The following is a 21,350-nucleotide window of genomic DNA, read 5'->3' on the forward strand; positions in this document are numbered from 1 at the left end:
TGGATTTCCTTTCATAATTACCTTTTAGTAAGTTAAAAATACAATTAATTTTATCGCCACGGCACCTATCATCATCATAAGACCGACGCGGTTTACGTTAAATTCCCGCTTTGTCATGTCCATGGTAGGTTTCCAAAATTCCACCAGCGACTTAAAGTCTTTGGTGCGTCCAGCGTACATCGCTAGAGAAACCAAAAATACTAGCAAACCACCCCAAAATAAAAATTGCTCTAATATTGCCAGATACATCACATTCGCCTTTACTTATTGCCAGTAGAAAGTAACCCGTTTTATGCTTACGGCTCATTGATCAGATGACCTTTGAACCAAAAACGGTTCCCTAGCGTACCAAAAAACAATGTAGTCGGCTGCACTGCCTTGGTTGAGCGACTTATTTTTCCACCAGACCATAGCGCAGATTAACGACGCTAGTATTACGCAGCTGCTGGAGTAGTAAATGAAAGCGATACAAATTGCACAGTTTGGTTCCAACGACGTCTTAAAATATACCGAACTGGATAAACCTGAACTGAATTCAGGTGAAGTCCTTGTCAAAAACAAAGCCGCTGGCGTAAACCCGATCGATTGGAAAACCTGTTCGGGCGGCGGCGCAGCGCCGTTTATTGGCGAGTTACCTTTTGTTCCTGGTTGGGAATTTGCAGGCACGATTGAAGCCATTGCCGATGATGTCACTGAATTTAGTGTCGGTGATGAAGTATTCGGTTTAATCCGCTTCCCTGAAGCAGCAGGCTGCTTTGCTGAGTATATTGCAGCTCCAGCAGATCAGATTAGCCTTCGCCCTGAAGGTCTACCAGTTGAAGCAGCAGCAGGTTTAGGTTTAGCAGGTCTAACCGCATGGCAGGCACTGTTTGATAAAGGCCATCTACAGGCATCCCAGCAAGTGGTGATTCTGGCAGGTGCTGGCGGTGTCGGTCACTTAGCGATTCAACTAGCGAAATGGATGGGCGCGCGCGTTGCAACGACTGCATCGGCTAAAAACCATGAGTTCTTGAAATCACTCGGTGCGGACCTAGTGATCGATTACCACAACGACAAAATCACCGATCATATCGATAATGTCGATCTGGTTATTGACGGTATGGGCGGCGAGATCGGTATCGAAGCGCTTAACTGTGTGAAGCCTGGCGGTACGCTAGTAACACTGCCATCAGTGACCAAAGATGAGGTTATCGCAGCGGGTAAAGCGATGAAGGTGAAAGTAGAGCCTATCCGTGTAGAAGCGAATAGCGAACAACTAGATCGCTTAGCAGGTCTTTATGCCGACCGTAAGCTAGAGCTTCAACTGGCTGACACTTATCCTATTGAAAAAGTCGGTGATGCTTTTGATGCCAGCAGATCTGGTAGAACTCAGGGCAAGTTAGTTTTGACTATCTGAAGACACCTAGCAGGGTGCAATAGGTTCCTATTGCACCCTGCTTACTAATCGTCAAATTCTAATAATGATAACGACAAGAGATGATCGTGATAGCTTGATCATCTACGGCGTAAACAAGCCTGTTGGTATCATCAATCCTACGAGACCAAAAACCTGCAAGATTTTCCTTTAGGGGCTCAGGCTTACCGACGCCTTCAAAAGGCGAACGCTTAGAATCTATGATGAGCTTATTGATACGTTTAAGTGTTTTTCTATCTTGGGTTTGCCAATAGAGATAATCCCCCCAAGCTTCATCGGTCCATGATAAAAGTCTTGGATTACTCATCAATCAACTCACGCTCCTTAGTCTGACCCGCTCGATACTGTGCAATTGACCGATCTAAGTGTTCAGCATTTTTAGGGGAACGCAGAAGGTGAACAGTCTCCATTAAACTGTTGTAGTAATCTAATGACATGACCACCGCATCTTCGGAATCCCTCCGAGTAATAACAGTTGTATCCGCATCATTAACCACACCGTCCAAAACAGCCTTCAAGCCATTACGCGCTTCGGTGAAGGAAACAATTTTCATAAAACATTACCTGTACAATTAATAGTACAAGTATAGGAAAGGCATTCTGTAATGTACAGAAAGTTGAACATGTATGGATGATCTGAACGAGGGGCAATAACTTAGCTATTACCCCCTGATGGCTAACTATAAATAACTATTAAAAGCTCAAACCTTGATAAACATACATCGCAGTGACTTTATCCATACTGGTGGTGATTTTTTCGGCAGATCTCACCACTAGGGCTAAACGCCCTTTATCAGACGCTGAATCTGATAGTCCCTTAAAGCGCTTAAAGTCACGTTGGATTTTGCTCAGTTCAGATTTGATCTGATCGTTATTAAGCGGGTCGCCTTCTAATTCCGCTCGGTTCTGTTCAAACAATTGTAGTGAGCTGATAAAGGCTTCGCTGTACTCATCCTGAAAACCCCATGCACGTAGCGCGTAGTGGCTGGTAACACGTTGTGCCAACATGCGGACAAAGCCTGCGTTGCTAATCACTTTGCCAAAGCGACTATCGTTATTCTCTACGATCTCCATAGTGACCGCACTCCACTGTTGCAGCAACAGTTCGGTTGCTTGTCTGACTTCGGCCGCTTTTTCTCGAGAAGGAGGAGCAAGATAAAGCGGCTTAACCACTTTCCATTGCTCAGCTGCACGCTTTAACGCTTGTTTCTCAGCATCTGTCTTAGCATAAGCCAAAATCTGTTTTTGGGTTTTCTCGTAATCTTTGATCGATTCAGCTAACTCTTGCTCTGCCTTACGCCCACGCACCGATAAACCTATCAGCATGTAATCCTTCAGCATCTGCTGAGTCAGCATACTCTGGTGAGAAGCCGTATTTATGGCATGTTCAATAGAGGTTATCTCAGCAGCACTGTGACCGCTGAGAAAGAGAAAACTCATCAAAACATAACGAATCAAACGCATCAGATACTCCTTTTTAGACGCAAGCTTCAGCTAATAAGCTCTCCACCTGATCTAACAAATAGTTTTCTGACCATGGTTTGGTCAGATACACATCGACTCCTGCATCCGTTGCCTCTAATCTATGTTTATCAGTCGATCGCGAGGTGATCATTATCACTGGGATATGAGCCGTTTCTTCACGGTTTTTCAATATGGTGGAAAGTTCAACGCCCCCCATACGAGGCATCTCCATATCAGTCAGAATTAAATCAGGCTGGCGCTTACGCACCTGATTCAACGCATCCAAACCGTCTATCGCCGTCATCACTTCATAACCGGTGTCTTTCAACAAGGTCTCAAGAGATTTCCGCGCACTCAATGAATCATCCACAACCAATAAGCGTGGAAGCTCCAAATCTATATCACTGTCAATCAGCACTGGCTGATCGGACAATGTTGTACGTTGATGTCGAATACGTGCTGGTAAATCGACGATTGGCGCCGCTTCACCGTTGGCAAGAATAGTAAGGCCCGGAATACCTGGAAGATCCGGTACATATTCGCCCATCTGTTTAAAGGCCAGTTCTCGGTGAGCGATGATCTCTTTGACCAAAACAGCCACTCGTTCACCTTGTGCCATATTAACAATCAATACTGGGTGTACGGCACCCGGCTCAAGATAGAGATGCTTACGTTGATGCAGAAGGTTTTCCAGCATAAATACTGGATAGCTCTCACCTTCGTGGATAAAGGAAAGCTCCTCTTCGGTTTCTTGGAACTGGCCATCCAGCGAAATTAAGCTCTGCTCAACACCATGCCCAGATAAAGCAAATACCTGTTTACCACAGCGAACTAGCAAAGTTTTAACCATCAAGGAGCTGGCAGGCATCGCCAAGGTAAAGGCTGTACCTTCACCTGAGGTCGATTGGATATCCAAGGTACCTTGTAGGCGCAAGATCTGCTGATACACCACATCCATACCAATGCCGCGACCGGACAATTGACTAATTTCATCACGAGTTGAGAAACCAGGAATAAGTATGAGTCGGTATACATCATCTGAACTCAATGGCAGATCAGGCTCGATCAATTTCTTATCATGAGCCACTGCTAATACCCGCTGGGTATTGATGCCATCACCGTCATCTTTACAGCTTACTTTGATCTGACCATCGTGGAGGCCGAAACTTAAAGTGATCGTACCCTGCTCAGGCTTACCTCGTTGACGCCTTAAACCTGTACTTTCTAGACCATGATCGACCGCATTTCGAATGATATGCATCAGAGGGTCAGCTAGCTGATTCAAGATATTGCTATCCACCAGCGTATCTTCACCCTGAATAACCAAACGTGCCTCTTTACCGGTAGAACGGCATACTTGTCGCAAGATACGCTGTAAACGTGAAGAGATCGTACTGACTTCGACTTGTCGTGTACTTAAAACATTGTCGAGGGTCTCTTTCTGCAAGCTGGATTGCGCGATATGGAGGGTACTCAAGCTATGGATATGCCCTTCCATCTCCTGAGTTACCTCACGCACGTCTGCTACCGCCTCTTGTACACGAGAGATGGTCGTGTGCATTTCGTTATAGCGGTCCATCTCAAGTGGGTCGAAGTCATCCGCGTTTTCATCCAGGTGAGGCTGTAGATTCATCTGCTCGCTGAACTGTTGCTCCAATTCAAAGAGAACACGCTGCAAGTTACGATGACGCTCACGGTTAGTTCGAGTAAAGCCGCGTAACTGTGTAACCTCTTCATCAAGCTGGGCGTTCAACGTATTTGACTCACCCGCCAAACGGAACAGGGTGTCCAATACCGTACGCGGTACTCGGAAGACCTGGTTTTCTTCTCGAGCGCTGTCTACTGCAGGAGCCTCTGCTTCACTTGCTTGTGGTTTTTCAGTCACATCAGCAGAATCATCAGCACTTGCAACCGCCGGTTCTACAACTGTACGTTCTTGTTCTTTATCAAGGGCGTCCACACCTTCTGTTTTAAGGCGGTAATCCCAATCCATGATCAACTGTAACGTCGAAAGAGCATTGTCAGGCGCGCGCCCGCCTGCAGTGATAGCCTCTGCCATTGCAGCTAAGCAATCAGACGCTTCAAACAGATCATCTTTCAAACTACCTGTAGGCAGCTGATCCTGATCCGCTAAGAATTCCAATACATCTTCTAGGCGGTGAGCCAAGTTAGCCAAGCCCTTGATACCCGCCATATTGGCCAAGCCTTTCAAGGTATGTACCGCACGCTGAGCACTACGTAATGCAGGCTTATGCTCCTGATCCAACAACTGCTGAATACTGTCTAAGTATTCGTCCGACAGCGTCGGTAGTTCGTTGTACAGCATATCCGATAACTGAGGATCGATTTCACCCGACTCATGTAATTCAACATCTTCAGGTTTGGCTTCCTCCCGCACCAGATCATCACTGGTCTGCAGCGAAGCCAGCGCAAACAGATCAGTAATATATTTAGTTTCTTCAGCCGTAGGTCTGCAAGGCAGGGATTCATGACTAAAAGCAGTCAACAGTGCTTGTTGATGTTCTGCAGCACCGAGATCGGAGAAGTAATCCAGTAAGCAGTTAAGGGCGCTATAAACTGCATTAATTTTGTCTTCTAGAAGCGGAATCTGATGTTGCTGTAGATAACTTAGGTTCGCAATTAAGCCTTCAACCAGCACTTTTGCACCATTAAGGTTAATGGTCTGTAGTGCACGAATAACGGTTTCTAGACCATCAATGCTCTCTTCTACCGTTGATGGCTCTATCTCAGTCTGCAACCACTGATCAGATAGCTGCTGGATTGATTGTGACAGCATTGTGACAACCGCAGGATCCACTTGGGCACTCCCCTGCTCCAACACAGCCTGATCAATCTCACAGAAAGCCGGTGCTTCAGGCAGAATTGCGACACTAGCTTCAGCTTCAACCACTAACTCTTCAACCACTAACTCTTCAACAACATCAGCTTCGTCATCACATGAATCGCTGCTACTAAACTCTTCACGTAATCGCTCTAAATCTTGCGCAAGAAGGGGCTTTAAGAAATCGGTATCTTCAGCCAAAACAGGCTCTGACCAACCGGACTCAACCATCAAATTCAATACAGACTCAACCTGTTGATCATCTGCAGACTCTAATAGATTTTCTATCGCACGATGTAGCTGTTCGACTACCGCTAGGTCTGATAATTCAGGTACTTGCAGTAGTAGCTCTCCGTACAACGCAAGCATGTCAGTAATACCGGTCCAATCATCCTCAGAATAATCATCAATTAACTCGTAGAATTGATCGGAGTGGAGTTCTTCAAAACGATCTAGATCCTCGCCAACCTGCCGTAGCAATGGCAATAATGCTGGCAGTTTATTCGATATGTCACTTTGTGAAGATTGTGGCAGATCAGCTTCGATCGACGGCTCAAGCAATTCACTTTGAGCGGTGTCATCACATTCAACACCTAATTTCTGACAATCACCCAATAACAGATCGCGAAGAAAACTAGCGTCTTCCTCAGGCACAGGTTCAATCCATGCGGAATCATTCATAAGGGCCAGTAGTGAATCAATATTCTGTTCACTTGGTTGCTCTAACAAACGAATAATCGCACTATTTAGCTTGGTAGCTATGTGAGAACCTTCAAGCTCCCCGAGTTGCTGTAATAGCTCGCCATACAGGGCCAACATATCAGCAATACCTGCCCAATCCTCTTCGGAATAGCGATCAATCAAATCATAGAATTGATCGCTATATTCAGCTTCAAACAGGGCGATATCAACTGCCATTTGTCGCAACAATGGCACAAGTTCAGGCCAACATTGCTCAGCAGATGCAGCTGACTCTATTGGATCAATAGATAGTTCAGGTTCTGTTACAAGTTCTTCCACATCATCAGAGCTCTTCAGCGCAACATCGCCTGCTAAGGTATTAAAATCGCTGCGCAGTAGATCAATCAGGAAGCTAACATCCTCATCAACGACCGGTTCTACCCAAGCTGAGTCTTTCATCAATTCGAGTGCCGGCTCAATCTCTTGAGGGTTTAAGTTCTGTAGAAGGTTGATGAGTGCTGTATTTAATTGCGTCACAATCTGGGCATCTTCCAGCTCATCTATTTGCTGAAGTAGCTCACCGTAAAGCGCCAGCGTATCCGCCACACCGGTCAAATCATCTTCAGAGCAGCGATCAATCAGATCATAGAGGTGATCAGATTGCTCTTCAGAGAGCGTAGATAATGAAACAGCGATAGCTTGTAAAAGCTCAACCAACTCAACCGCAATCGGATGGCTAGGTGATTCTGAATCTGCCTCAGAAGCATTCGACTCATCAACTTCTGCAGTCAGTTCAACCTGTTCAACATCACTTACCTGTGATTGTGATTGTGATTGCAGCTGGCAACCGTCATCTTGTAAAAGTTCGAGTAGGAATTCAGCATCTTCAGCAACTACGGGCTCTGGCCAATCGTCACTTTGCAATAACGTCACTAAGCCTTGCGCGACTTCCTCTGGTGACTGAGAAAACAAGCCCTGCAGTTTGTCAGAAATCTCTGACATAACGGTTTCGGTTTGCTTTAGTTGAGTCTCATCTAAAGACTCCAACAGCTCAGCATACAACGCTAGAAAGTCAGATAGCCCGGTAAGGTTATGCTCACTAAACTGGTCTACGTACTCATACAGCTCGACTACCAGTTCTGTTAGAGGCAGCTCCATTTTCAGGCAAAGCTTCTGCTTCGCTGTCAGCCACTCGATGGCTAGTTTAGGATCAAACATTGATCTCTATCCCACCTATTCTCAGGATGAAGCGAGTTTAAATACACTAACTGATTTCTGAAGCTCGTCGGCCGCGTCTACCAGCTCATCGGATAGCTGAGCCTGCTGCTTCATTTCGGCGTTGGTCGCTTGAGTGGTTTCGTTAATGCTGTTTGCACGGGTACGTAGCTCTTCCGCTACTTTCGCCTGTTTCACCGAGCTGTGTGCGATACGTACTACGGAATCTACCAGAGTCTGAGTAGTGGCACGGGTCTCATCCATACGCTCACCCGCTTCTTCCGCTAGGCGCGTGCCCTCGACTACGTCAGTGATTACGTTGTTGATTACGTTAATAGTATCCGATGTCTCAAGCTGGATATTATTTACTAGAGATTCGATCTCAGAGGTCGCTTCACGGGAGTTCTCCGCAAGACGTTGTACCTCATCTACTACCACCATCAAACCACGACCCGCTTCACCAGCTGACGCCGCGTGCATACTCGCGTTAAGGGATAGTACGTGGGTACGTTCCGAGATGTTGTTGATTAGGTTGACGATACCACCGATCTCTTGAGAACGTTCACCCAAGCGTTTGATACGTTTTTCCGCCTCATGGATGGTCTGGCGGATTTTGTTGATACTGTCGATCGTCTGAGATACTGAGTCCATCGCCGTTTCAGATGTTTTGATCGCTTTCTGAGATGCGTTGTTCGACAGTACGGCCAGTTTAGAGATCAATTCCATCGCACGAATTGCGGAGTCCAAACCGTTCAATGTTTCACTGATCTCCTCTTTCTCTCGTTCCGCATAGCTCAATACCGTTTCGGACTGAGATTTCACCTGAACCGATGCATCATTTACACGGGTGGATACGCTGTTTACTTCCTGCAATACCGATTCGATCGACTCTACCAACTGGTTAATGGAATCAGATACCGCACCCGTTACATCTTCTGCTACAGGTACGCGCACTGTTAGGTCTCGCTGGGAAATCTGGAATACGTTCTGGATCAAAGTAATGATCGAGCTGTTAAGGCGTTGGTTCTCTTGTTCCTTAACTTGAAGTGCGTTCTCTTTCTCATCAAGCATGTTATCCAATACGCTCGATAGCTGACCCAATTCGTCTTGCGTGTCCAAGCCACTTCGTGCTTCGACATCGCCTTCACGTACTTTATCTACCGCTGACTGGATAGTTTTCAGTGGATCGATTACGCCATATTTGATGATGGATAGAGAGATGGCCATCGCCACGATCATCAAGCCGATAGAGATCAAGAAGTAGGTCGCCATCTCAGTGGTATCGTCAGCAATCAACAGATCGTTTTGTACCTTGTAGCTTGCTGCTAGCTCGGTTACTTCATCAATCTTTGGAGCCAGTTTATCGATAATCTCTTGTAGGCTGGCAAACTGAGTTTGTTTACGCTCGATCGCTTCTGCTAGTTCGGTAACCAATAATTCAATCTGCTCGATATTGCCTGAAGCAGACGCACGGCTATCGGATAGTGATTTAACTTTACTAGAATCCAAGTGGGCCGTTTGGATCTGTCGCTTGATGGTATACAGGTCTGTTTGAATAATATCTAAGTCAACTTCCCGACCATCAGTAGCGATATATTTATCAAGATCGGTTTGCACAACCGACAATTGATCACGAACCCAGTTACGGTTGATCCATAGAACTAGAGGCTCTGTTTGTGAAATAAGGGTACGAATTTCCGCTGCTAAACCTTCGTTCTTGTTTACACCAATCTGAATTGCTGTTTCAGAAGCATCATAGAATACGTCCTGATACTGATCCATAATGACTTGGAACTGTTCAACTAGCTGTTTATCTTTATCGGTCCGTAGGTAAGCTTTAAGGCTCAGGATATCTTGATCCAATTTAGCCATTACATCGTTATAGATAGATAGACGATCCATCTCCTTTGCTACCTGAAAGCTCTTCTCCTGAAAACGCGCCTCAGCAACACTCTCCTGAATGTCTCGTACCAGTAGCAAGAAGCTATTTAGGTTTTGAGAACGTTGTTTTGCTTCCTCTTGCAGAACGATCGTCTGGTAGTAGGATGCACTCATAAAGAACAGACCGGCACAGAGCAATCCTAAAACGATTGCGAACTTAATCGGTATCCGTATGTTCTTAAATTCCCAAAAAGACTGCATAGCTCGCTCACTCCGTACTTTTTAAAACTGTTTCTTCAAGGCTAGGAACAATCGGTGATGATCAATTTCGACCCAGTGCTGGTCTTGATGCTCATATACCTGTCCTGCTGCCTGACTGATAACATCAGGCAGATCTCCACATGCTTGATCCAGTAAAACTGGGTCCGTGATACTCTGAGGTGGTTGGGTCAACAAGACGCCAACGGTCTTCGGATGATCATCGATCAGCAATACCCACGATTGTGGAGCTGTGTTGCCATCTAAGATTTGCAGGTACCTATTCAGATCGTAAACAGGCACCGTTTCGCCACGGTGATTCATAAATCCGGCGAACCAGTCTGGTGTAGATGGGATCGAACAAATTGAGGGAGCTTTCGCTACCTCTGCCCGGGTCAGTTCCGAGATAAGTAGTTGGTAACTACCAATCTCAAAACCATGCCGGATCTGGTGAATGCTAGGCTGATCATCCGCTTTTATATTTGTTGTTAGCTGAGCATCCATCGCGTATTTCTCAAGTTAAAGCAGAAATTTGCGCCATTAGTTCTGCATCAGTAAATGGCTTTGAAACCATGGCTGTTGCACCTTGTAACTGTGCCCAAACCTTATCGGCCTCTTCGTTTTTACTCGATACAATCACTACTGGAATATGTTTTGTTGCTTCGTCAGACGTAATCTGACGACAGGCTGAGTAACCATCCATTTCAGGCATGACAATATCCATAAAAATTAGATCTGGATTTTCTGTCTTTGCCTTTTCAAGCCCCTGCTTGCCATCGTTAGCAGCGACTACTTCAACACCGCAAGAAGCCAATACTGTACAAATATGCTTCTGCTGAACCAGGTCATCTTCAACAACCAATACTTTTTTCACTGGATAGCTCCATTAACTTACGCTTTCTGAAATTCATCAACCCAATTGGATACTCGGCCGATCACCTTCTGAAACTCTTCATGCACAATTGGCTTAGTCAGATAAGTGGAACAGCCAGACATAATTCCCTTCACCTCATCCATAGGAGAAGTCTTAGAGGTCAGCATGATAATTGGGGTTTTCTTTAGTTCTGGACGTTTACGCATCTCTGTACAGGCTTCAAACCCATCCATTCCAGGCATAACCACATCCAGAAAAATAAAGTCATAACTATGATCTGTTACGTTCGCGAGTGCTTCTTCACCAGAACCGGCAAAATGCACATTAACTGGTAGGGGTAACTGCTGTAGCTCAGCATTTAATGCCTGTTGCATGACATCGTTATCATCCACCACCAGCACTTGATAACTGGTTCGACCACTTTCAACTGCGGCACTTTCCGTAGGCTCTGGTGCAGTGTATTTACTGAAAGTATCTTCTTTCGGTTCCTGTTTAGCAGTCTCAAGATCCATCTCTTCGTTTTCACGAGTCATCTTATCCAAAGCACGTAAAACACGAGAGGATACCAACGGGTAGCCAAGATGAGCATATTCCTTCGTTTCAGGTTTACCACGGCCGACCAAAATGATGCGAGCATGGTAACTTTGAGGAATATCCGCTAATTCGGGGTATAGAGAGAGGTCAAACCCAAATACGAGCAACAAGTCAGGAAGCTCAGAAAAATCGGGAGTTACCAACGTATAACGAGTCTGTTTAGACAGCTTGAAAATTTTTTCCAGCTTAACTCGCTGATCGTTAGGAAAACCTATTGAACCTATCAGCATATCAGTCCCATACCCTTACAGATGAAATGGGATATGCCAAAAGTCGAGGGGGAGTCGGATGATGAATATCACCCAAATTATCAAAACCGCCCTGAGCTATCCCAGACGAATGCGGGATAATACACGGCGCTTGTTTCACTAATGCTGCAGTATCACAACTAACTCGCTGTGAACCATAATTGCAGTAACACATGACTTCCATAAGCTAGTACTAGCAACTCACAGCATAAAAAATGCAGTTGCCAGTCTCCATCTCTACTCTTGAATTTATTATTTTTATTAGTGACGTCTAAAAAAACGTCCATCTATATACATTACAGATTTTATTAGACGAATAAAACCTCTATGCATTAACAGTGTACGGAGCTTATGTTAGAACTATTTAAATTAAGATAGCAACTAAAAAAAACGGACCTTTTGGTCCGTTTCATTACTTTTCGCTGCAAAATAACTGCTGTTGTCGCATCAGGAGGCGACATCCTTCGCCTCTGACATCCCGACTCCAACAGGCATGACGCGCCCATGATTTATCATCTTCGGTGCGTTCTTCACGGAATTCAGGTACATCCTTACAGAAATTTTCGCTCGGCGATGCATTGTTTAAGCAAGCCTTTAAAAATTTGCCGTGCTTAATCGTACAACTAAACCCTGAGCATTGATTAAAGCTACTCAACGCTTCTTCTAAACAGGTTTGTTGGTCGGCCTTTTGACCTAATGCCAGCCCTCTTTGCTGAAATTCGTTATTCTGATCTGCAAGCTCCTGATTCCAACCCGGTAACCACTTATCCTGTGTTAACCACGCCACAAAGATGCCCGCTACGAGCAGTAATAGAATTCCCCAAATAATTTTTTTAACCATTAGGCTTCCTTACGTGGACGCCAAAGCAGTCCTTTCATACACATAAATACACCCACAACCGATAGCAACATGCCACCATTCACCACCAATGGATGCCTTACTAATAAAGGCTTGAAAGGGTGTTCCTGCTCAAGATCGCACTCAGCTAGATCATAGTTATATGAACCGCCCTGATCTAAGCATGCATCAACTGCACTTTGATCGACATAGAAAAGGATCATCAAAGCGACTGATGGCAAAATCAGAAGTATTAAACCAATTCGTAGCATGAATTATTCGCTATCACTAATGCCTAGGTTACTGTAACCGTCGTTATGCGCTAGTTCACGTAGCTCTTGCAAGGCATCACGACGTGGTAAGTCATCTTGAATGATCTCTAGGATATCCGCTTGGAAATCATCTTCTTGCAACATCAAGTCGTGTGTATTGATGAATTTAACCAGCTCATCATCAGAGATCTGATCATCCGCGTTTAGCTCAATAAACCCTGCCACAGACTCACGAGACATATTTGCTACAGCAATAACTTCGCTGGCATCTGCGGCGATTACGGTGTTAAGTGTAGAGAACAGTGCGACAACAGCATCCAAAGCTGGTGATGCACCATACATATCAAAATCATCTAGATCAGGCATATTTTCTTCCACCTTATCCAGCTGAACTTCGAAGTTCATTTTTGCACCGGTATTATTCAGGTGATCCCAAACCGCATCCAAAATTTGACGCATTTTGCTGACATCACCAAACTCCATCAAACGTGCAAACAGAGCAAAATTAGGGAACATGCGTTCTGAGACTGCAGCGCAGTAGGCCGCTAACTGCCAATCTTTAAGATCGTAGAACTCTTTGTCAAAGCGCTGATCAGACATCTAATTCACCTGAACTATTGGAAAGTGTTTATTGTACCGGTTTTACGGCTAATTGCAGTGAAATCTGTAGCTATTCTCGCGCGAGCATATAAGCCCGCTCCGAGACATCGTGCCAAGCCATCGCTTGTTGTCTAAAGTTCTCGAATGATTCGTAGATTTTGACCGCTCTGGGATCTTTTTCTAACTCTAGCTGAATCACTTCATGAGACGCTAAACGAAGTTGCTCCAACACCTTATCAGGAAACTGACGTAACTCGACTTTATGCACTTTTAACAACATTTCTAAGGCACGATGATTTTTCGCTGTTAGCTCCGCTAACATCTCTTGATTAGCCACTTTCATGGCATTAGTCACGATCAATTGCAGATCTTTCGGCAACTGGTTCATCGCTTGTTTATTGACGATGCATTCAATGGTTGTACCAGGCTCATGCCAACCGGGGTAGTAGTAATATTTAGCAACTTTATAAAGGCCCAGCGCGACATCGTTGTATGGAGCAGCCCACTCAGCAGCCTCAATCTCCCCCTGTTCAAGCGCTCGAAAGATTTCATCTCCCGATAACAATACCGGCTCCGCACCTAGGCGTTTCACCACCTCCCCGCCTAAGCCGGGAATACGCATTTTTAGACCTTTAAAATCCTCAATGCTGTTAATTTCGCGGTTAAACCAGCCACCCATTTGCACGCCGGTATTACCACACGCAGCTGGAATCAAATCATATTCTGCGTAGAGTTCCTGCCAAAGTTCGAGGCCACGCCCTTGATACAACCAAGCATTCATCTCTTGCGCAGTCATGCCAAAAGGTACCGCCGCAAAAAACTGCGCCGCCCTGACTTTATCTTGCCAATAAAATGCAGCGCCATGCCCCATTTCAGCTTTGCCTTGAGAGACTGTATCAAAGACTTCTGAAGGCGCAACTTTCTCATGGGCACCATAAACAGATATCTGGATACGGCCGCCGCTCATCTCATTGATTAAGTTGGCGAGAAAATTAGCCCCCATGCCAAACCCCGGGAAGTTTTTAGGCCAAGTCGTGACCATACTCCAACGAAATTCAGGAATAAGTGCAGCATTACTAACTTGAGGAGCCGTCGCTAAAGCGGCGGCAATGGGCAGAGAACCTGCTTGCTGAATAAACTTACGACGTTTCACAAATGGAAACCTTATTTATTTTTAATGAAAATAACATGCGATTTTTCACTCCGCAATTTACGACAAATGGTGATCTGAGCGTCAGAAGGTTGTTATACTTAAAACTGTAGTATTAATTTATAAGTGCTAAGTGAGGTGTAGGGTTGAACTCGTTCAATCTGCTTAAGTCGATTGCGCAAGCGCGTGAAAACTTAAGGAAGTCAGAGCAAAAAGTTGCGGATTATGTTTTAGCTCACGCTAATGAAGTGATCCATATGCGTATTGTTGATCTAGCATCTGAAGCAAATGTCAGCGAACCAACCGTGGTTCGTTTCTGTCGTGCCCTAAGCTACGATGGCTTCCAGGATTTCAAACTCACCTTAGCTCAAGGCTTAGCCAGTAATAATCACTTCGAGCAATTTTCCCTAAACTCAAAAGACACTGTTACTGAGTTTAAAGAAAAGATCTTCGATTCCATGATTGGTAACTTGCTCAATATCAAAGAGCAACTAGATACCACTACGGTTGAACGTGCGATCGCTGCTCTAGCTAAAGCTCGCCGTGTCGAGTTCTATGGCTTTGGTGCATCAGCTCCAGTTTGTACTGACGCCGCGCATAAATTTCACCGTTTGAAAGTATCCAGCACCTCTTATTCGGATCCGCACATGCAAGCTATTTCAGCTGTATCGCTTGATGATCGCGATGTCGTTGTGGCTATCTCTCAGACAGGTCGTACCAAAGATCTATTACATACAGTCAAGCTGGTAAAAGAAACCGGCACAACCGTTATCTCACTCTGCCCAAGTGATACTCCCCTAGCTGATCTTGCGAGCATTCCAATCCATATCGATCTGGAAGAAGATAAAGATCTAAGCACACTGATGTCATCCCGCGTACTCCATCTGGTTGTTATTGATGTACTCGCAGTCGGTGTAGCGATGAAGCTAGGTCCAGGGCTGGTTGATCACCTAAAAACCATAAAACGTAGCCTCAGATCTTTGCGTCAAAACGACAAACGCCCAAGCGCTCGCCCTGCCGATGAAATGGACGAAGATTAAGCTATTTCTGTCACATTTGTGACATCTTCCCTTCACCCTTTTGCAACATAGGCTTTTTAATATTCCTCTCGGAATTCGCCGAAAACTGTTTGATATTTGTTCAGAGCTATTATAAAACAGAGATAAGGCTGTATTAAAAAGCGTGTTTGATAGAAATCTTTCTATTAAGCAACTTCACCAGAGCCCCTCATCGAGGAGCGAAGGGTTTATGCCTTAACAAGCATAATCAGTTACTGCTTCGCTCGATGGGCCTTCTGACCGTTAAGATAAGATCAGGAGCTTACTATGCTGCATAAAACTGAAGAGCTTAACGAAACCCAGGTTGAAGTATTCGATCTGCTAGTGGGTTTTGAAGAAGAAGAAAAACTTTCCCGCAAAAAACTCGCAACGCGCCGCGCGCTTAGAGCTCGCCGAGCCATCGAACAACGCCAAGAAGAAAAAGAACTCGCCTCTCACATCGACGAATGTTGGTTTGATGAGTAATATAAAATCACTCGCTATGATTACTTACAAATAAAAACGCCAGTCCTAATGACTGGCGTTTTTGCTTGGGTTGTTTACTAATACTCTGGATAGAGAATATTCAGTGGTATAGACCGACTACCTTCCACCACGATTGCGCAATGCTTACGCTTAAGCTGACGCGGCTCGGTTACACCACAAGAGTGGGCGATCATCTCCACCTCATGTACCAAATGATTGTGATAGTTAGCGACACGATCCGCTTTAACCATCGGCACTAATCCACGCTGCAGATCTGGATCATGGGTAGTGATGCCGGTTGGGCAGGTATTCTTATTACACTGCAACGCCTGAATACAACCGAGAGCAAACATAAAGCCACGTCCCGTTACGGTGAAATCAGCCCCCATACAAAGTGCAGCACCGACATCGGTAGGGTTAATCAATTTACCTGAGGCAATCACACGTACACGCTCACGCAGGTTGTGAGCCATAAGTTTGTTTACCAAAATAGGCAAACTCTCCCGCAGCGGCAGACCTACGCTGTCCATTAACGGCATTGGTGCAGCACCAGTACCACCGTCACAACTGTCTAACGTAATAAAGTCTGGAGCACTCTCTACGCCACGCTTGTTAACCGACTCACAAAATTCATCCAACCACTCAGCATCGCCCAATACCATTTTGAAACCACATGGTTTACCGGTGATACGACGTACCTTTTCAATCATATCAAGCAGGTCATCAATAGAAGCTATATCTGGATGACGGTTTGGGCTTAAAGAATCTTGGCCTACAGGGATACCACGTACCGCTGCAATCTCTGGTGTTACCTTCTCACCCGGCAAGATACCACCTTTACCCGGTTTAGCACCCTGACTCAGTTTGATCTCGAACATCTTAACTTGAGGAAGATCACCTTTCTCTTTTAGCTTTTCCTCAGAGAACTTTCCGTTTTCATCACGCAAACCATATTTTGCAGTGCCAATCTGATAAACAATGTCACAGCCTGATTCCAGGTGGAAAGGCGATACCCCGCCTTCACCTGTGTTCATCCAACAACCTGCTTTCTTAGCCCCCTGAGATAAGGCCTCGATTGCAGGTCGGGATAGCGCACCATAACTCATGCCAGAAATATTAAAAAAAGAAGCTGCATCGTAAGGTGTCTTACAGTAAGGACCTATACGTAAACTCTGCGTTGTTACCGCATCTTCCTTTAAGGTTGGGAAAGGACAGTTTAGAAAATAATAGGTACCAGGAATACGTAGATCACGTGACGAACCAAAGGCAATAGTGCTATCTACATTCTTGGCTGCGCGATAAACCCAAGAGCGTTGCGCACGGTTAAATGGCATCTCCTCGCGATCCATAGCAAAGAAGTACTGACGGAAAAATTCACCAGCATGTTCAAACAGGTAGCGAAAGCGACCAATCAGAGGGTAGTTACGACGGATAGTTTGCGCTGTTTGATGTTTATCGATTTGGTATAAAACTACCGCCACAACGATTGCGACAACAAACAGTACCAAGAACGCAATCCCAACAAACGCGATAAAATTTATAGCAAAGCTCGACATTGAATCATTCATGCTATGGACCTCCTATAGACATAGCACCGCCTCTTAACGAGGTTTTTTCTTTGTTTGTATGCTGTATCGGCTTCTGTGTAAATAGATAAATCAAAATATCCTATAGTTATTAATAGGCTAGCATCCATTATTAACCTTATAAGCGAAAATCCCGCTGTAACATTAAAACTTTCTAACATTTTAAAAGGCATACAAAAGCAAGGTATTTAAACGACAAAGGCAGATTTTATGCGCTAAAAAGCGACTTTTTTTGCCTGATATTTGCCAACCCCCTTAATCAAGAGGTATGGTACGTCGCTCTTCTATTTTTTAGACTTTCAGCCTAAGGAATAGTACTTTTTTATAGGTCATATTTACGAATTGAACCTAACCCTGATTCATTTTTGAACAGGCGCTTGTTTTTTCGTTATACGCCCCTATTTAACTAGGTATTGTTTAACGTAAGCCTATTTTCTCTACGTAAGAGCTTACGGATTCAGATTTTGATAACTACCGAATTGGAAGACCTGCTTCATGACCAACTTGCCTGACGTTACCAGCCATCAAAATCCTGAGATTCACGGCTCTCTGGACTGGGTGGGCATGAATGGAATCACCGTCCCTCTGCAATTTGACGATAGTAAACTAGGTGTAAACAGCATCGAAGCACGCGTTAATACCTACGTTAATCTGGTAAACCCAAAGGTTAAAGGCATTCATATGTCGCGCCTTTACCTTGCGCTAAGTAACTTTTTTGAGAATCAAACACTGAATGTTCCTGCGTTAACAGATTTCTTATCCCACCTATTGGATAGCCATCACGATATCTCAACTCAGGTTTTCCTAAACTTTGATTTTGATTTCCTAATCAAGCGCGATGCTCTAAAAAGCGATAACAGCGGTTGGAAAAGCTACTCCACGACGCTACGTGCAACTCTGAAAGATGGCGAAGTAGTTCTGGAACTAGCAACACGCGTTCCGTACTCATCCACTTGTCCGTGTTCAGCAGCATTATCACGTCAGCTATTAGCTCAGGCATTCACTGATGACTTTGCCAACAAAGGCAGCATTAACGTTGAAGACGTAGAGAACTGGTTAAAGTCTGAAAAGGGCTCATTCGCTACGCCCCATAGCCAACGTAGCCAAGCAACAGCTTGGGTTAAACTGGATAAAGATATGGGTGCATTCCCACTTACAGATCTAATAGATCTTGTTGAAGATGCATTAAAAACACCAGTACAAACTGCTGTAAAACGTGCTGACGAACAAGAGTTTGCTCGTTTGAATGGCCATAACTTAATGTTCTGCGAAGACGCTGCACGACGCGTTAAGCAAGCACTACTAAGCCAAGAGCAATACGCGGATTTCTGGTTGAAGGTAGAGCACTTCGAAAGCTTACACGCTCATGATGCAGTAGCTCTTGCGTCTAAAGGTATTGCAGGCGGTTACAGCCCAGCTGATTACAGCTAAGCTTTAAATTCGATAATAAAAAAGGCAGCTTAATAGCTGCCTTTTTTATTTGTAGTTTATGATTTACCAAGCTTGTAGTAACTCTGCCACTCAGATTCTGGCACCATACTTCCACCTGTCGCCCAGATGATATGGGTTGAGTTATCCAACTTATTCAGCAAGCCATGATTCTGAAGGTAGCTTTCGCCCTGCGAGATCAGATTAATAATGCCTGTCGCTCCCGCCAAAGCCGATGGCTCCAACGCTATATGCTCACTCTCATAAATTTCGGCCAATAACTGATAAAGTGTTTTGTCCTCTACGGTATAAACCCCACTTAACAGTGGCTCCATCACCTTACCAACAAAACCGGAAGCACGACCTACTGCTAGGCCATCAGCACAAGTTTGGTTGTCGATACCTAACTCCTGAACACTGATCTGATCATGTAAGCCAGTATACATACCCACCAACATACAGGGAGATTGAGTTGGCTCAGCAAAGAAGCAATGAACATGATCGCCAAAGAGCAGCTTCAAACCAAAAGCAACACCACCAGGGCCGCCACCGACACCACAAGGCAGATAGATAAACAACGGATGTTCAGCGTCGACCTGAATGTTTTGCTCAGATAGCTGTTTAGCTAGACGTTCTGCAGCAACCGCATAGCCTAAAAACAGGTCATTTGAGTTCTCATCATCAACAAAGTGACAACGCTGCTGGCTGAGCGCTTGTTTGCGCCCCTCTTCTACCGCTTTACTGTAATCGTCTTCATATTCAATGACCTGCACGCCTTTGCTACGTAGTAGGTCTTTCTTCCACTGCCGAGCATCTGCAGACATATGAACCGTCACCGAAAAGCCTAACTCAGCCCCCATAATTCCGATACTAAGCCCAAGGTTGCCGGTTGATCCCACCACAATTTTATACTGACTAAAGAGTTCGCGGCAGACATCACTATTTAGCTTGCTGTAACAGCTATCTTTGCTGATCAGACCGGCCTCTATAGCAACGGTCTCAGCATACTTGAGCACCTCATAGATACCACCACGTGCTTTTATCGAACCAGATATAGGTAGATGGCTGTCACACTTCAACAGCAAACGGCCGGGGAGACTTTGATTAGCTCTTTTCTCTAACTGGTGATGAAATTGAGGCACCTCACACAACGGCGATTCAATCATGCCTTTTTTGGCAGCGGTTTCTGGAAACACTTCCGCCAGATAGGGAGCAAAGCGATTCAATCTTGCCGAGGAATCTTTAACATCAGTTTGCGTCAATGGCAGGTGCGCTGATACTGCAGCAAAGTCCGTAATTTTAGGGTTTATCCAAAGCAACGGCTGAGTTTTCTGAAGCCGCTCCAATAAGGGAAACTTATGTATCAGATCATTTATTTCCTGTCTGTTTAACCCCATGAATCCAGCTCCGATCGAATAAATTTTGTTAATTCCAATTAATGAAATTAGGATAAAACCATTAAACCAGTGCTTATAATTTACAACAAACCATAAAAAAACATCCTTGGATTAAAATGGCTAATCTGAACCTCTCTCACTTGAATAGCGCCGTGCTCGCTAACCTGCAATGCTTCAGCAGCGCAGCCAAGCACCTCAGCTTTACCCTAGCGGCAGAAGAGTTAAGTCTTACTCAAGGAGCCATTAGCCAACGGATACGTAAACTGGAAGAACAACTCGGTTTTGCCCTGTTCTTACGCTACAACCGTCGTCTACAGCTCACAGCTGAGGGTGAAAGGCTCCTGATACAAACCAATAACAGCCTAACCGAGCTCAATAATCTGATTCGGGATATCCATACCCAAGGGCTTGCCGGTGAACTCTCACTTTCCGTTCCCCCCTCTTTTGCTTCACAGTGGTTGCTGGAAAAGCTGGCTGACTTCTCTCAGCTCTACCCACAAATTTTTATTCGTATGGAAACCCATAGTCGTCTGATCGACTTTTACGCCGAACAGATCGATCTAGCGATCTATTATGGTCAGGGCGAGTACCCGGGGTTGGTTAGTTGGCCACTCATGGATGAACAGCTCATTCCCGTTTGTACCAAAGACTTCGCAGATAAACATGACTTATTGGATAGGCCAGAAAAACTAAAACACTGCCCTCTATTACATGATGCTCAAGCATGGCCTGAAGCTGGCCCTTATTCAGAATGGTCCTACTGGGCCGATCAACAAACATTGAACCTAGTTCTAAAACAGGGGCACTGCTTTGATAAGTCAGAATATGCAGTGAATGCAGCTAAATCAGGTTTAGGCGTTGCTATGGGGCGTAAGCAGCTAATCGAAAAAGCACTGAACAGTGGAGAACTGATAAACCCATTTGGAGTATTACAGCCGATCCAATCTCAACAAGGCTATTTTCTGGTCACCCACGAAGACAGGAAGGAGCAGCCTATTATCAAGGCATTTAGGGAGTGGATTCTGGAAAAAGTACAGGCCCACTGATCAGTGAGCCTGTTATAGAAGTCTTATTAGCTAAAGCCG

20 protein-coding genes are annotated in these 21,350 nt (G+C 44.9%); 5 read left to right on the forward strand and 15 right to left on the reverse strand.

Annotated features, from left to right (window positions below):
• Window positions 1-24: 24 nt before the first annotated feature.
• Window positions 25-249 carry a hypothetical protein gene (locus ACMXYS_RS17175; protein ID WP_415882917.1) on the reverse strand — a complete coding sequence of 75 codons (225 nt, stop codon included), beginning with the start codon at window positions 247-249 and terminating at the stop codon, window positions 25-27.
• A gap of 208 nt (window positions 250-457) precedes the next feature.
• Between ACMXYS_RS17175 and ACMXYS_RS17180 the strand changes: the two genes are divergently transcribed.
• Window positions 458-1,396 carry an NADP-dependent oxidoreductase gene (locus ACMXYS_RS17180; protein WP_415882918.1) on the forward strand — a complete coding sequence of 313 codons (939 nt, stop codon included), beginning with the start codon at window positions 458-460 and terminating at the stop codon, window positions 1,394-1,396.
• Window positions 1,397-1,454: 58 nt separating this feature from the next.
• Here ACMXYS_RS17180 and ACMXYS_RS17185 read toward each other — a convergent pair whose 3' ends face one another.
• From ACMXYS_RS17185 to ACMXYS_RS17240, 12 genes are all read right to left on the reverse strand, one after another.
• Window positions 1,455-1,721, reverse strand: coding sequence for a Txe/YoeB family addiction module toxin (locus ACMXYS_RS17185; RefSeq protein WP_415897206.1), 267 nt, complete (start codon window positions 1,719-1,721; stop codon window positions 1,455-1,457).
• Window positions 1,714-1,968, reverse strand: coding sequence for a type II toxin-antitoxin system Phd/YefM family antitoxin (locus tag ACMXYS_RS17190; RefSeq protein ID WP_415882920.1), 255 nt, complete (start codon window positions 1,966-1,968; stop codon window positions 1,714-1,716). The genes ACMXYS_RS17185 and ACMXYS_RS17190 overlap by 8 nt, the downstream gene beginning before the upstream one ends.
• Before the next feature lie 139 nt (window positions 1,969-2,107).
• Window positions 2,108-2,878, reverse strand: coding sequence for a hypothetical protein (locus ACMXYS_RS17195; RefSeq protein WP_415882921.1), 771 nt, complete (start codon window positions 2,876-2,878; stop codon window positions 2,108-2,110).
• 13 nt (window positions 2,879-2,891) lie between these two features.
• A complete protein-coding gene (locus tag ACMXYS_RS17200; protein ID WP_415897207.1) occupies window positions 2,892-7,619 on the reverse strand; it encodes a response regulator in 4,728 nt (1,575 codons plus the stop codon).
• 21 nt (window positions 7,620-7,640) lie between these two features.
• Window positions 7,641-9,758 (reverse strand): methyl-accepting chemotaxis protein, encoded by a 2,118-nt coding sequence (locus ACMXYS_RS17205; RefSeq protein ID WP_415882923.1) that lies wholly within the window; start codon window positions 9,756-9,758, stop codon window positions 7,641-7,643.
• Window positions 9,759-9,779: 21 nt separating this feature from the next.
• Complete coding sequence (locus ACMXYS_RS17210) at window positions 9,780-10,259, reverse strand: chemotaxis protein CheW (RefSeq protein ID WP_415897208.1); 480 nt, start codon at window positions 10,257-10,259, stop codon at window positions 9,780-9,782.
• Window positions 10,260-10,269: 10 nt separating this feature from the next.
• Window positions 10,270-10,629 (reverse strand): response regulator, encoded by a 360-nt coding sequence (locus ACMXYS_RS17215; protein ID WP_415882925.1) that lies wholly within the window; start codon window positions 10,627-10,629, stop codon window positions 10,270-10,272.
• Between the two features lie 17 nt (window positions 10,630-10,646).
• The gene (locus tag ACMXYS_RS17220; RefSeq protein ID WP_415882926.1) at window positions 10,647-11,453 is read right to left on the reverse strand and encodes a response regulator; all 807 of its coding nucleotides are present in this window, start codon (window positions 11,451-11,453) and stop codon (window positions 10,647-10,649) included.
• A 430-nt stretch (window positions 11,454-11,883) separates the two neighbouring features.
• Window positions 11,884-12,312, reverse strand: a complete 429-nt coding sequence (locus tag ACMXYS_RS17225; RefSeq protein WP_415882927.1) for a hypothetical protein — start codon at window positions 12,310-12,312, stop codon at window positions 11,884-11,886.
• Window positions 12,312-12,581, reverse strand: coding sequence for a hypothetical protein (locus tag ACMXYS_RS17230; protein WP_415882928.1), 270 nt, complete (start codon window positions 12,579-12,581; stop codon window positions 12,312-12,314). Before ACMXYS_RS17230 ends, ACMXYS_RS17225 begins: the two co-directional genes overlap by 1 nt.
• 3 nt (window positions 12,582-12,584) lie before the next feature.
• A complete protein-coding gene (locus ACMXYS_RS17235) occupies window positions 12,585-13,181 on the reverse strand; it encodes a YjaG family protein (protein WP_415882929.1) in 597 nt (198 codons plus the stop codon).
• A 70-nt stretch (window positions 13,182-13,251) separates the two neighbouring features.
• Window positions 13,252-14,334 carry a TRAP transporter substrate-binding protein gene (locus ACMXYS_RS17240; RefSeq protein WP_415882930.1) on the reverse strand — a complete coding sequence of 361 codons (1,083 nt, stop codon included), beginning with the start codon at window positions 14,332-14,334 and terminating at the stop codon, window positions 13,252-13,254.
• A gap of 143 nt (window positions 14,335-14,477) precedes the next feature.
• On the opposite strand from ACMXYS_RS17240, the gene ACMXYS_RS17245 reads away from it, so the two are divergent.
• Together ACMXYS_RS17245 and ACMXYS_RS17250 are read left to right on the forward strand one after the other, a co-directional pair.
• Entirely contained in the window at window positions 14,478-15,371 is an 894-nt protein-coding gene (locus ACMXYS_RS17245) for an SIS domain-containing protein (RefSeq protein WP_415882931.1), read from the forward strand.
• A gap of 285 nt (window positions 15,372-15,656) precedes the next feature.
• Complete coding sequence (locus ACMXYS_RS17250) at window positions 15,657-15,854, forward strand: PA3496 family putative envelope integrity protein (protein ID WP_415882932.1); 198 nt, start codon at window positions 15,657-15,659, stop codon at window positions 15,852-15,854.
• Window positions 15,855-15,931: 77 nt separating this feature from the next.
• On the opposite strand, the gene ACMXYS_RS17255 is transcribed toward ACMXYS_RS17250, so the two are convergent.
• The gene (locus ACMXYS_RS17255) at window positions 15,932-17,422 is read right to left on the reverse strand and encodes an FMN-binding glutamate synthase family protein (protein ID WP_415882933.1); all 1,491 of its coding nucleotides are present in this window, start codon (window positions 17,420-17,422) and stop codon (window positions 15,932-15,934) included.
• A gap of 513 nt (window positions 17,423-17,935) precedes the next feature.
• Between ACMXYS_RS17255 and folE2 the strand changes: the two genes are divergently transcribed.
• On the forward strand, window positions 17,936-18,871 hold the full coding sequence (folE2, locus tag ACMXYS_RS17260; protein ID WP_415882934.1) for a GTP cyclohydrolase FolE2: 936 nt from the start codon (window positions 17,936-17,938) through the stop codon (window positions 18,869-18,871).
• A gap of 56 nt (window positions 18,872-18,927) precedes the next feature.
• On the opposite strand, the gene ACMXYS_RS17265 is transcribed toward folE2, so the two are convergent.
• Entirely contained in the window at window positions 18,928-20,265 is a 1,338-nt protein-coding gene (locus ACMXYS_RS17265) for a D-serine ammonia-lyase (protein WP_415897209.1), read from the reverse strand.
• A 116-nt stretch (window positions 20,266-20,381) separates the two neighbouring features.
• On the opposite strand from ACMXYS_RS17265, the gene dsdC reads away from it, so the two are divergent.
• Window positions 20,382-21,311, forward strand: a complete 930-nt coding sequence (gene dsdC / locus ACMXYS_RS17270; RefSeq protein WP_415897210.1) for a DNA-binding transcriptional regulator DsdC — start codon at window positions 20,382-20,384, stop codon at window positions 21,309-21,311.
• Window positions 21,312-21,350: the final 39 nt, after the last annotated feature.

The sequence above is a fragment of the Neptuniibacter sp. QD57_21 genome (genome assembly GCF_047778075.1).
In the GTDB taxonomy this organism is placed as follows: Bacteria; Pseudomonadota; Gammaproteobacteria; order Pseudomonadales; family Balneatricaceae; genus Neptuniibacter.

Bases quoted from the DNA above. Each gene is read 5' to 3' on its own strand.
- ACMXYS_RS17220 (WP_415882926.1), bottom strand. From the start codon at position 11,453: ATGCTGATAGGTTCAATAGGTTTTCCTAACGATCAGCGAGTTAAGCTG.
- dsdC (WP_415897210.1), top strand. From the start codon at position 20,382: ATGGCTAATCTGAACCTCTCTCACTTGAATAGCGCCGTGCTCGCTAAC.
- ACMXYS_RS17190 (WP_415882920.1), bottom strand. From the start codon at position 1,968: ATGAAAATTGTTTCCTTCACCGAAGCGCGTAATGGCTTGAAGGCTGTT.
- ACMXYS_RS17230 (WP_415882928.1), bottom strand. From the start codon at position 12,581: ATGCTACGAATTGGTTTAATACTTCTGATTTTGCCATCAGTCGCTTTG.
- ACMXYS_RS17250 (WP_415882932.1), top strand. From the start codon at position 15,657: ATGCTGCATAAAACTGAAGAGCTTAACGAAACCCAGGTTGAAGTATTC.
- ACMXYS_RS17195 (WP_415882921.1), bottom strand. From the start codon at position 2,878: ATGCGTTTGATTCGTTATGTTTTGATGAGTTTTCTCTTTCTCAGCGGT.
- ACMXYS_RS17200 (WP_415897207.1), bottom strand. From the start codon at position 7,619: ATGTTTGATCCTAAACTAGCCATCGAGTGGCTGACAGCGAAGCAGAAG.
- ACMXYS_RS17210 (WP_415897208.1), bottom strand. From the start codon at position 10,259: ATGGATGCTCAGCTAACAACAAATATAAAAGCGGATGATCAGCCTAGC.
- folE2 (WP_415882934.1), top strand. From the start codon at position 17,936: ATGACCAACTTGCCTGACGTTACCAGCCATCAAAATCCTGAGATTCAC.
- ACMXYS_RS17225 (WP_415882927.1), bottom strand. From the start codon at position 12,312: ATGGTTAAAAAAATTATTTGGGGAATTCTATTACTGCTCGTAGCGGGC.
- ACMXYS_RS17175 (WP_415882917.1), bottom strand. From the start codon at position 249: ATGTATCTGGCAATATTAGAGCAATTTTTATTTTGGGGTGGTTTGCTA.
- ACMXYS_RS17180 (WP_415882918.1), top strand. From the start codon at position 458: ATGAAAGCGATACAAATTGCACAGTTTGGTTCCAACGACGTCTTAAAA.
- ACMXYS_RS17185 (WP_415897206.1), bottom strand. From the start codon at position 1,721: ATGAGTAATCCAAGACTTTTATCATGGACCGATGAAGCTTGGGGGGAT.
- ACMXYS_RS17265 (WP_415897209.1), bottom strand. From the start codon at position 20,265: ATGGGGTTAAACAGACAGGAAATAAATGATCTGATACATAAGTTTCCC.
- ACMXYS_RS17235 (WP_415882929.1), bottom strand. From the start codon at position 13,181: ATGTCTGATCAGCGCTTTGACAAAGAGTTCTACGATCTTAAAGATTGG.
- ACMXYS_RS17255 (WP_415882933.1), bottom strand. From the start codon at position 17,422: ATGAATGATTCAATGTCGAGCTTTGCTATAAATTTTATCGCGTTTGTT.
- ACMXYS_RS17205 (WP_415882923.1), bottom strand. From the start codon at position 9,758: ATGCAGTCTTTTTGGGAATTTAAGAACATACGGATACCGATTAAGTTC.